Source organism: Thioalkalivibrio sp. (assembly GCF_007692535.1).
GTDB lineage: Bacteria > Pseudomonadota > Gammaproteobacteria > Ectothiorhodospirales > Ectothiorhodospiraceae > Thioalkalivibrio.
The window spans coordinates 1-11,603 of the sequence record NZ_REBW01000073.1 but is presented as its reverse complement, the minus strand read 5'-3'; the positions used below and the strand labels follow the sequence as shown (position 1 = coordinate 11,603).

Annotated in this window: 8 protein-coding genes; 1 reads left to right on the top strand and 7 read right to left on the bottom strand. The window is 66.2% G+C overall.

From position 1 onward, the window contains the following. Positions 1-61: 61 nt before the first annotated feature. From EA346_RS02520 to gshA, 3 genes are all read right to left on the bottom strand, one after another. Positions 62-3,196 (bottom strand): efflux RND transporter permease subunit, encoded by a 3,135-nt coding sequence (locus EA346_RS02520; protein ID WP_296755242.1) that lies wholly within the window; start codon positions 3,194-3,196, stop codon positions 62-64. Next, complete coding sequence (locus tag EA346_RS02515; protein WP_296755239.1) at positions 3,193-4,266, bottom strand: efflux RND transporter periplasmic adaptor subunit; 1,074 nt, start codon at positions 4,264-4,266, stop codon at positions 3,193-3,195. Before EA346_RS02515 ends, EA346_RS02520 begins: the two co-directional genes overlap by 4 nt. Positions 4,267-4,603: 337 nt before the next feature. Then, positions 4,604-6,214, bottom strand: coding sequence for a glutamate--cysteine ligase (gene gshA / locus EA346_RS02510; RefSeq protein ID WP_296755237.1), 1,611 nt, complete (start codon positions 6,212-6,214; stop codon positions 4,604-4,606). A gap of 81 nt (positions 6,215-6,295) precedes the next feature. Here gshA and EA346_RS02505 point away from each other — a divergent pair, with 81 nt between their 5' ends. Further along, a complete protein-coding gene (locus tag EA346_RS02505; protein WP_296755234.1) occupies positions 6,296-7,099 on the top strand; it encodes a zinc-dependent peptidase in 804 nt (267 codons plus the stop codon). A gap of 17 nt (positions 7,100-7,116) precedes the next feature. On the opposite strand, the gene narL is transcribed toward EA346_RS02505, so the two are convergent. The 4 genes from narL to EA346_RS02485 form a co-directional block, all read right to left on the bottom strand. Then, positions 7,117-7,761 (bottom strand): two-component system response regulator NarL, encoded by a 645-nt coding sequence (gene narL, locus EA346_RS02500; RefSeq protein WP_296755232.1) that lies wholly within the window; start codon positions 7,759-7,761, stop codon positions 7,117-7,119. A gap of 1 nt (position 7,762) precedes the next feature. Beyond that, the gene (locus tag EA346_RS02495; protein WP_296755229.1) at positions 7,763-9,658 is read right to left on the bottom strand and encodes a histidine kinase; all 1,896 of its coding nucleotides are present in this window, start codon (positions 9,656-9,658) and stop codon (positions 7,763-7,765) included. A 165-nt stretch (positions 9,659-9,823) separates the two neighbouring features. Next, the gene (ccmI, locus tag EA346_RS02490; RefSeq protein ID WP_296755227.1) at positions 9,824-10,693 is read right to left on the bottom strand and encodes a c-type cytochrome biogenesis protein CcmI; all 870 of its coding nucleotides are present in this window, start codon (positions 10,691-10,693) and stop codon (positions 9,824-9,826) included. A gap of 269 nt (positions 10,694-10,962) precedes the next feature. After that, on the bottom strand, positions 10,963-11,502 hold the full coding sequence (locus EA346_RS02485) for a DsbE family thiol:disulfide interchange protein (protein WP_296755224.1): 540 nt from the start codon (positions 11,500-11,502) through the stop codon (positions 10,963-10,965). Between the last annotated feature and the right edge of the window lie 101 nt (positions 11,503-11,603).

The following is an 11,603-nucleotide window of genomic DNA, read 5'->3' as shown; positions in this document are numbered from 1 at the left end:
GCCGTGCTGGAGTTCAAGCCCGAGTGACCCTCCGAGGAGATACCGGGCTTCCCGCAGGACACTAGGCGACCCCACCCTCGCGCTGCCGGTCGATGTCCTCGATGCGCCCGTCCAGGCCGTCGATGTGCCGGCTCATGGCCTTCGGCGAAGACGTCCGGCGCGCCAGCAACCCATAGGCGGCGGGGATCACGAAGAGGGTGAAGATGGTCGCAAACAGCACCCCGGAGAAGACCGCGATGCCGATCACGAACCGGGTCTCGGCACCAGGCCCGGTGGCCATGATCAGCGGCATGGTTCCGGCCACCGTCGTCAGTGCGGTCATCAGTACCGGCCGCAGACGCATGCTCGCCGCCTCGACCACGGCCTGGTCGAACGCCCGCCCCGCATCGCGCATCTGGTTGGCGAACTCCACGATCAGGATGCCGTTCTTCGCCGCCAGGCCGATCAGCATCACCATGCCGATCTGGCTGTAGATGTTCAGCGTCTGTCCGGTGAAATAGAGCCCCAGCAGGGCGCCGACCACGGCGAACGGCACCGTCAGCATGATCACGAACGGGTGCACGAAACTCTCGAACTGCGCGGCGAGCACCAGGTAGACCACCAGCAGCGCCAGCACGAAGATGAACAGCACCGCCTGGGTACCGTCGCGCAGATCCAGCGACTCGCCCTTGTAGTCGATCCGCGCCTCCGCCGGCAGCACCTCGGCGGCGGCCGCGTCCAGGGCCGCGAGCACCTCGCCCAGCGTATAGCCCTCCTCCACCGCCGCGGTCAGGGTCACCGCGCGGGACCGGTTGTAGCGTTCCAGCGAGCCGGCCCCGGCCACCTCCTCGTAGCTGACCAGGCTCGAAAGCGGGATCAGCGCACCATTGTCGGAGCGCACGTAGAGATTCGCGATGTCGCCCGGGGTCCGCCGTTGGTCCGAGCGGCCCTCGATGATCACGTCGTACTCTTCGCCGCGGTCGATGAAGGTGGTGACGTTGCGCCCTCCCAGCATCACGTCCAGCGTACGGCCGACCGTCTGCAGCGAGACCCCGAGATCCGCCGCCCGATCGCGGTCGATGCGCACCGAAATCTGCGGCTGCGTGGGCTTGTAGTCGAGATCGAGCCGCGTGAGCCCCGGGATCTCCTCGGCGCGCTCGAGCAGGGCCTGGCCCCACTCCGCCAGTTCATCGTAGTCGGGTCCCGCGATCACGAACTGCACCGGGGCGCCGACGCGCCCGCCCGAGAGGCCCTGGCGCATGATGGCGTTGGCACGGATGCCGGGGATCTCGCCCAGCGACCGGTTGATCTCCGCCATGATGTCCCAGGCCGAACGATCGCGCCGGTCCCAGTGTTCCAGGATCACGATCACGAAGCCGTTGTTCACCACCTCGGTGTTGCCGAAGGAGCGTGGCGTGCGCACCAGGATGCGGCGCACGTCACCCTCTTCGGTCATCGGCAGCATCCGCCGCTCGACCTCGGCCATCTGCTCGCGCATGTATTCGAAGCTGGCGCCCTCCGGTCCATTGATCATGATGAAGAAGGCACCCCGGTCCTCGCGCGGGGCGAACTCCTCGGGAATCTCGTTGAACAGCCACCAGGCCCCGCCAAGGCTCAGCGCCAGGATCGGAACCACACCCCAGGAATAAGGCAGGCTGCGCTGCAGCACGCGGGCATAGCCCTGTTCCAGGCGCTTGAAGCCGCGGCCGATGATCCGGGCCATGCCGGTCTCGTCGTCGCCCTTGTGCATCAGCCGGCCGGACAGCACCGGTGCAAGGGTCAGCGCAACGATACTCGAGAACACCACCGCGATCGCGATCGCCAGCGCAAACTCGGTGAACAGCCTGCCCACGGTGCCGCTGAGGAAGGCGAGCGGAACGAACACCGCGACCAGCACCGAAGTTGTCGCGATGATCGCGAATCCCACCTGCCGCGCGCCCCGGTAGGCCGCGAGCAGCCCTGGTTCGCCGCGTTCGATCCGCCGATGGATGTTTTCGAGCATCACGATGGCGTCGTCGACGACGAGCCCGATGGCCAGCACCAGCGCGAGCAGGGTCAGCAGGTTGACCGAGAAGCCGAAGAGCGCGATGCCGATGAAGGCCGCGGTAATGGCGACGGGCACCGTAACCGCCGGGATCAGCGTGGCCCGCCAGCTGCCCAGGAACAGGTAGATCACCAGCACCACCGCGAGAGTCGCGATCGCCAGCGTGATGTAGACCTCGCGGATCGCGCCCTCGATGAACACCGAGCTGTCGTAGGTCACGACCAGCGAGGTGCCGTCGGGCAGCTGCTCCTGCAGATCCCGCGCGACCCGCTTCACCCCGCTGGCGACATCCAGCACGTTGGCGTTGGCCTGGCGGATGATGCCAAGCCCCACCATGTCCTCGCCGTTGCCCCGGAACTCGGTACGCTCGGAATCCGACCCCACGTTCACCTGGGCAACCTCCCCCAACCGCACCAGGTGGGCGTTGTCGGCGCGCTGGATCACCAGGCTGGCGAAGTCCTCGGCGGTGCGGTACATGCGGTCGACCCGGACCTTGAACTCCCGGTCCAGCGAGTCGATCCGGCCTGCGGGCAATTCGACGTTCTCCCGGCGCAGGGCGTCCTCGATATCGGCGACCGTCAGGCTCCGGGCGGCCAGCGCCTCGCGATCCACCCAGATGCGCATCGCGTAGCGCCTGGCGCCGCCCAGGCGCACCAATGCGACCCCATCGACCACGGACAGGCGGTCGACCAGATAGCGGCGCGCGTAGTCCGCCAGTTCCAGGCCATCCATGGTCGTGCTGGACAGATTCAGCCACAGGATCGGATTCGCATCCGCATCGGCCTTGGTCACCTGCGGCGGATCCACCTCGTCGGGCAGGAAGCGCACCACCCGGGACACGGCCTCCCGAATATCGTTGGCGGCGGCGTCGATGTCGCGGTTCAGGCTGAATTCCACGGTGATGGAAGAGCGCCCGTCCCGGCTCGACGACTGGATGTAGCGGATGCCCTCGATCCCTGCGATCCGGTCCTCGAGGCGCTGGGTCACTTCCCGTTCGATGATCTCGGCGCTGGCCCCGGGGTAATCGGCCTGCACCGTGATGATCGGCGCGTCGATATCGGGGTACTCGCGCAGCGGCAGTTGCTGATAGGCGATCAGGCCGAAGGTGACCAGCAGCAGGTTGAAGACCACCGCCAGCACCGGGCGGCGGTTGGCGATATCCGAGATGATCATGCCGCGTCCTCCCCGAGCACCCGAACCTCGCTGCCCTGGCGCACCCGCAGCGTGCCCTCCTCGACCACCCGGTCGCCCTCGGACAACCCGTCCAGCACCTCGACGATTCCGGGCTGCCGCCGACCGATGCGGATTTCCTGGCGGTGTGCCTTGCCGTCGGCGTCGACGACGAACACGAAGTGCTGGTCGGCGGTCGCCACCAGTGCACCCTCGGGCACCGCGAGCCGCTCCGCGGGATCCAGCGGCAGACGCGTGGTCAACAGCATTCCCGGGCGCAGCTCGCGGTCGGCGTTATCGATCTCCGCACGCACCGTCAGCGTTCGGGTCGCCACATCGATCCGGGTGCTGATCGCCGTGATCTCGCCTTGGTAGACACGGTCACGGAAGGCGATGCTGCGGGCCTCGATCGGCATCCCGCGCCGGATTGTGCCCAGGTATTGTTCGGAGACCGTGAAGTCCACCTTGATCACCGAAATGTCGTCCAGTTCGGCCACCGCGGTGCCCGGCGTGACCAGCGACCCTGTGCTGACCCGGCGCAGGCCCAGCACACCCGAGAAAGGCGCCCGGATCACCCGGTCGGACAGGCGTGCCTCCACTGCGCCCAGGCGGGCCTCGGCCTCGTCCACGCGCGAGCGCTGCTGGTCGACCTGCTGCCGGGGCACGATACCGTCGGCGGCAAGGCCGCGAATCCGGTTCAGTTCCCTCCGTTGCTCGGTCAGCCAGACCTCGGCCTCGCGCTGTTCGGCGAACTCCTCGGCCGACGCCAGTCGCACCAGAACCCGCCCGGCCTCGACCTCGTCACCATCGCGAAACCCGATCTCGGACACGTTGGCGGTGACCGATGCGGTGATGGTCACCGACTCATTGGCCTGGGCGGTACCCAGCGACTCGAGCACGGTCTCGAAACGCTGCGGCGTGGCGGTTGCGAGCCGGACCGGGATACGCCGGTCGACCGCGGGGGTTCCTGCAGCCGGGCTGGCGTTGGTGACCCCGCCATCCTGAATCGACCAGAACCAGAGGCCGCCACCCGCCAACAGGGCCAGCACCGCGAGGATCGCGAAGGCCTTCAACCTGGCACATCCATAGGACCGGGGATCGGAACCGGCAGGGAAGCAGTTAGGTACATCGGCTGAAGTCCTCAAGGGTCAAGAGCAACGGGGCGGTCTCACACATGGACCGGCTTTCGGGCGAGAAGCATCATCAACACCTGCCGATCACCGGTGCAATAGACCGCCACCTTTCCAGAAAGACCATGCCAACAGATCAGAATTCCAAACAATGACTGGAAGCACCGCCGGCGTTTCGCATGCGGATATGGAGTGCGGGAGCTTGCTCCCGCTTTCACGGCACGAAGCCAGGCCCAAAGGCCAAAGCGGGAGCTTGCTCCCGCACTCCATATTCTCTTCGTCACCGGATGAAGGTGCGCACCCCGGACAGCCCCACCAGGCTGCCGTCGAAATAGCGCTGCAGGAAGCTGTCGAAATCATAGCGGTCGCTGGCCTCCATCGCGGCCTGCTCGGTCAGCGAATGCAGCGCAAGTTCGGTCAGCTCGGCCTCCCTGGGCAACGGACAGTTGCTGCGGAAGGCCTCCCGATGCTGCTCGGACAGACGTCGGGCGTACCGGTAAAAGCCTTCCTCCCGCGCCATCATGTCCTCGAGCATGCGCGCCGAGGGGGTCAGCGCCGACTGCTCCACCTTGCCCCACTGTTCGCTGAGCGAACGGCGGTAGGGATCGCCGGGAAGACCCTGGTCCAGCATCGCGGCAACCGGGCGCATCAGCGTCAGCAATTCGCGCGCGAGATCCTGCAGCGGCACCGGTCCACGCTCGCAGCGCAGGACCAGACCCGGTTCGCGGCCCCGGTGGGCGACCGCCAGCAGGTTCGCGTCGATGTCCGCCATCGCGGTTTCCGAAAGCGGCGCGCTGGGAATCAGCATCGCGGTCAGGCAGAAGGCCTCCAGGAAGCGCAACTGGCTCTCGTCCACCCCCAGCGGGTGCTGGGCATTCACGTCCACCGAACGCAATTCGACATAGGCGATGCCGCGCGATTCCAGCGCTTCGGTGGGCTTCTCGAAACGCTCCAGCGGCTGCTTGGGCCGGACCGAACTGTAGTACTCGTTCTCGATCTGCAGGATGTTCGCATTCAGCTGGCGGTATTCGCCGTCCACCTTCACGCCGAGGCGCGCCCACTCTGCGCTCTCGGTGCTGATCGCGCAGCGCAGGCTTTCGACGTACTCGGTCAGCGAATTGTAGTTGGCCTTGATGCCGGTATCCGCCTCCTTGCGGTTGGTGTAGCCGATGTCGCCCATGCGCAGGCTGGTGGCCATCGGCAGATAGCTGCTGTCGTCGTCGAAGTCCTCGAGCTTCGCCCCGCGCCCGTCCATGAAGGAATTGCAGACGGCGGGCGAGGCCCCGAACAGATACGGCACCATCCAGCCGAAGCGCAGCAGGTTGCGTATCATCCCCATCATGCACCGGTCGCGGAAGTCGCGGCCGTCGGCCTCGCCGCGCAGGTCGGCCAGCGCCGGCCACAACGCAGGCTGGGGCGAGTAATTGAAATGCACCCCGGCGATCACCTGCATCAGCCGGCCGTAGCGATGACCCAACCCGACGCGATAGATGGTCTTCATGCGTCCGGCATTGGAGTGCCCGTACTGGGCCACGGGAATCGACTCCTCGCCGCTGACGACGCAGGGCATGCTGGTCGCCCAGAGCAGTTCGTCGCCGATGCGGGCCGCGGCGAAGGCCTGCAGGTCGTGCAGGAAGCCGAGCGTCTCGCGCACGTCGTCGAACGGCGGTGTCACCAGTTCCAACAGGGCCTCGGAGTAGTCCGTGGTGATGTAGGGGTGCGTCAGCGCCGAACCCAGCGGGCCGGGATGCGGTGTCTGGGCGATGGAACCCGCCGTCTGCACCCGCAGGGTCTCCTTCTCCAGCCCGATCCGGCCGCGCAGCTGAGCGGGCACCAGACGTTCGCCCAGCTGATGCATCAGGTGCTGCAGATCGCTTTCCATACTTGCCACGATTGATTCCTTTACCCAACCCGCAAAGCTGCGGAACATACCGCAATGACCACGCGCGGTCACTTTGGTTACAGTGAAAGAATGATTCAGGATCTGCGCAACCTGCTCCAAGGCCTGGGACGGCGCCTGTTGCCGGCCCCGGCAGCCCCGGTGACGCTCAACGACCCGGAATGGGCCGCACTGTGTGCGAGCGTGCCGTTCATCGAACTGCTGTCACCCGACGAGGCGCTCGCGCTGCGCGAACGCATCGGGCAGTTCCTCGCGCGCAAGACGTTCAAGGGAATCGGGCTGGAACTGCTGCCCTGGCAGCGCAACATGATCACCGCCTACGCCTGCCTGCCCATTCTGCACCTCGGCATCGACGCCTACCGCGACTGGCAGACGGTGCTGGTCTATCCGGACACCTTCGCCCCCGAACAAGAGTGGGTGGACGAGGCCGGCGTGCACCACCAGGCGGTCGTGCCGCAGGCAGGCGAGGCCTGGGAGCGCGGCCCGGTGGTCCTGTCCTGGAACGACATCGCCGCCGACGGCGCGGTGATCGTGCACGAGATGACGCACACCCTCGATGCCGGCAATGGCGACGTCAACGGTTTTCCACCACTGCCGGAGAGCATGTCCGCGGCGGACTGGACTGCCGCCTTCAGCGCGGCCTACGAACACCTGCGCGAGGAGCTCGAGCGCGGCCGGGAGCCGGCGATCGATCCCTACGCCGCCACCGATCCTGCGGAATTCCTGGCCGTGGCCTGCGAGTACTTCTTCTTCGCGCCTGGCTATCTGCGCGACGAGCTTCCGGAGATCTACCTCCAGCTCGCGGGATATTTCCGCCAGGAGCCGCACCTGCGCGCCCCCGAGATCTCGACCCACCTCCCGGGAGCCGCTGCTTGAGCGATATCGGACAACGGCTATCTTTTCTGTTGCTCGACCGCCCAGAGCGCCGCCTCGAGCCGTGAGCGCAGGCCGAGCTTCTTCAGCAGATGCTTCACGTGCACCTTCACGGTGCCCTCGCTGAGATCCAGCTCCCGCGCGATCAGCTTGTTGTTGAGACCGCTGGCAATCAGGTCCAGCACCTCCCGCTCGCGCGGCGTCAACCTGGGTTGCCCGGGCGGTGCAGGCTGATCCTGCCGCCGCATGGCACGCGCAAGGTGCTCCGTGAGCCCCTCCGTCAGGACCAGGCGCCCATCGACGATCTGCCGCAGCTGCCGCAACAGCTCCTCGGGCTCGGTGTCCTTGAGCAGGTAGCCGTCCGCACCGGCGCGCAGCGCTTCGACCAGGTCCTCTTCCTGGTCCGAGACAGTGAGCATCGCCAACCTTGCCGTACACCCCGCGGCCCGAAGTGCCCGGAGCGTCTGGTTCCCATCCATGCCCTCCATGTTCAGATCCAGCAGCACCAGGTCCGGTTGCAGCTGCAGCGCGAGTTCGACGCCTTCCGGCCCGGAACTGGCCTCCCCCACCACTTCGAAACCGCCCTCGATATCCACCAACTGACGAACACCCCGGCGGAACAGGGGATGGTCATCGATGACCAGGAGACGCACGGGTACCGGCATTTCAGCTGACCTCCTCTGCGATTGGACGAACATCCCCTTTCGGTTCCGTCAGAGCAACCGGCCGAAACAGGAGCCTGACCTGCGTACCACCTTCGGGAGCCGCACCGATATCCAGGTCACCGTTCAACTGGGCTGCCCGCTCCAGCATGATCGACAGCCCGTAGTGATCAGCCTTGCCCGTTTCACCCGGCAGGCCGATTCCGTTGTCGACGATGGCAACACACACGCGTTGGTCGGGGGTCCAGTCCAGCGTGACCCGCGCCCGGGTGGCGTGGGCATGGCGCTGCACGTTGCACAGTGCCTCGCGGATGATGTGCAGCACATGCACCTCCTCGTTGACGCCGAGCTCGCCATCCGCCAGCTTGTTGTCCAGTTCCACATACTGCAGCCCACGCGCGGTGATTCCCGCGACGGTCTCCTCCAGCGCGGAGCTGAGGCCAGCCGCGTCGATGCCGATGCGGAAGGTCGTCAACAGTTCGCGCAGCTGCCGGTAGGCGGCATTGAGACCGTCGCGCAGCTCCCGCAATGCCGCGTCGACCTCAGCGGTGTCCTTTGAAGTCGACGCCGCATGGACCCGGGTCACCTGGATCTTCAGGTAGCTCAAGGCCTGGGCCAGCGAATCATGCAGTTCCCTGGCAATGGCGGTACGCTCCTCCAGCAACGCGAGCCGCCGGCTCTGGATCGCCCTGCGTTGGCTCGCAATCGCGATCCCGAGGTGCCGCGCAATGGCCTCCACCAGTTGCCACTGCCAAGGCTCGGGCGCGACACCGTTGGGCACCTCCATCTGCAGCAATGCCAGGACCTCCGCGCCGTCGAAGAGCGGAATCGACAGGATCCGCCCGCCGGCCTCCTTGCTCTTCGCCCCGAGATGCAGCTTGCCGTGCGTCATCCCGACACAGTCCGCACAGGAATGCCGCTGGCAAAGAGGACCGATGAAACCGGGTTCATGCCCGGAATCAGCCAGGCGGAAGCCCTTGCGGCCGTCCGATTCCAGCAGGCACAGACTGCCGCTGCCAAAACCGAGCAGCTTCTCCATCTCGCGCAGGGTTTCCGTGTAGTTGGCCCTCGACAGCGTACCGTCGTGCAGGTGGCTCAGGGACCGGTACATCAACTCGAGTGCCCGGTTGCTGTGTTCCAGGGCACGGGTCTTGTCCTGCACCCGCTGCTCCAGTTCGTCGTAGGAACGGGACAGATCCTGTGCCATCAGGTTGAACGCGCCACCGAGCTGACCAAGCTCGTCGTCCCCCGTATGCCTGATCCTCCGACTGAAATCGCCCGTGCGCATCGCTTGAGCGCCGGCGAGGAGATCCTGCAGCGGATGCACCACGTCACGGCGCAGAAACCATACGGTGAAGAAGATGATCAGCAGCGTCAGCAGCAGACCGGTGCCCTGGGCGATGCGCAGCACCTGCACCTGGGCCTCGGTACGTTGCTCGAGCAGGAAGACCATGCGGTCCACCCGCTGCACGAAATCGTCGATCACTTCGCGCATCTGCGCATAAGCACCGGCGTCCAGGGTACGGCCGATTGCGCTCAGCAGCATGGGGCGAACGTCCGCCTCCCAGATGCCGCCAATCTCCTCGTAGGCCAATCGAGCGGGGTGCGAGGCGCTCGCTGGCACCATGCGCGAAAGATGATGGCCCGAATAATGTTTCTCGAACCGGTCCACGGCCCTTTCGATCTCGCGCCGTTGCGCCTCACTGTCCGCACCCGGTGGCCTCAGCATGGCGGTGGATGCATCGTAGGTCGAATAGCGCAACGTCCCTGCGTGGTTGATCGCCGTGGCCGCGCCACGCACCTTCTCGGCGATCACCACCGAAGAGGTGATACCGAGCAGAGCCATCGCCGCGATCAACGAAAGGGCAAAGCCAATGCGCCAGAGCAGCGACCGGTCCATTCCACCAATCATAGGGACCCTCGGACATCATCGGGCAGGACCCGACCTGTCCAGACAGAGTTTCACCGTTTAATCATAGATGGTTATTTCGGCAGCGTTTCCGTTTCGGTGTCCGCCTGACGCCTGACGCCTGACGCCTGACGCCTGACGCCTGATGGCAAGATGTCACTCCGGACCCGCAATGCGCGCGTCCACCTCGGCCAGGTTGGCCCGGATGATCGCGCCGTCCTCCGATTGGGCCGGAAGCAGGCGTGCCAGCCGCGCCCAGTGCTCGCGGGCGCCGTGATAGTTGCCCACACGGAAGTCGGCGGTACCCGCGAGCCAGAGTCCGGTCACGTGATTCGGCTCGATTTCCAGGGCGCGACGGATCAGGTCCCGGGGCCGCCCCTCGAGGTTTCCGCCGGCCAGACTTCCGAGGACATCCGCATAGTCGATCAGGATCTCCGCGTCGTGGTTGCCACCGTGCTCGATGGACTGGGCATACGCCTGTACCGACGCCCGGTTCTGGCCCATCGCCTTGTAGACTCGCCCGAGCAAAGCCCAGCCGACCGGGTCGTCGGGTGACTGATCGAGCCGCTCGCGCAGTGTGGCGACGATCATTTCCATCTCCGCCGGGGTATCGGCGGTGGCTGCCTGCTGCGTGCCGCTCTGGGGTGGACCCAGCGCCATCGAGCCGCCGCCGAAGCCCTGGTAGATGAGAACGGCGAGGATCGGCAACAACGCCAGCGTCCCGAGTCCTGCAGGCCAGCGCCAGGAACGCCCGGCCGCGCCGCGTACATTCTCGTTTCCGGACATCTCCAGCAGGCTGCGCTGGAGATCCAGGTGGGCCGCCTTGTACTGGGCCTCGGAGATCACGCCGTTCCGGCGATCGGCATCCAGTTCCGCCAACTGGCTTCGGTAGATCGACAGGCCCGTTGCAGCACCCGGGTCTTCGACACGCTGCTCAACGCTGCGGCGCGGGCGAACCAGGGGCACGAAGAGGAACGCCAGAGCCAGGACCACCAGGGCAGCGGCAAGGATGTAGAACAGGGTCATTCGGGACTCCGTGGATCAAATAGGGTTAACGAAAAAATCACGGCCCAGTTCTGTAGGTCGGGTTAGCGTAGCGTAACCCGACGCACCGGGGACCACGCTGCCTTCCGGCCATGAGCGGGCGCGAGACCCGTCGGGTTACGCCCTTTGGGCTAACCCGACCTACGGTTTACGGCATTTCATCGTCAGGGGCGGTCGCCGGCCATGACGGTTGGCGGACTTTCTCGCCAAGGGCAAAACCGTTGCACAGCCGGGAAGAACAGGCGGGACTCTCAGGACTCGGCCTGCAGCTGCCGGTACAGGGGGATCAGATGCCGGTTCACCAGGTCGCTGTGCAGGGGGCCGACATGCTTGAAGCGCACCACGCCGTGACGGTCGACCAGGAAGGTCACCGGCGTCGCGTGTGCGCCCCATTCGGCACTGGCGCGACCGTACGGATCGAATCCGACCGCGGCAAAGGGATCCTCCCCGCTGTCGAGGTAGGCCATGGCCTGAGCCCGTTCGTCACGGAAGTTCAGGCCGAAGACCGGGATGCCCATGCGGTCGAGTGCAACGAGGGTCCGGCGCTCCTGACGACAGGTCGTGCACCACGACGCCCAGACGTTGACCAACGCAGGCGCCCCGAGCATGTCGGCGCGGGTGAATCTCGCCTCCGGGTCGCGCAGTTGCTGCAGATCGAAGTCGGGGGCTTCCCTGCCGACCAGCGGCTCGGGCACGTTGCCGATGTTCCAGATGAGCCCGCCCGCAAGCGTGCCGACCAGCGCAACCAGCACCAGGACGGGAAGGAACGGCAGCAGCCTTCGAACGCGCATCGCTCCCCCTACACCGAGGCCGCGGAAGTCTTGGCGGACGACTCCTCCGCCGCGTCCGGCAGGTCCTCCTCACGACGCACCCGCACCCGGTAGCGGCGATC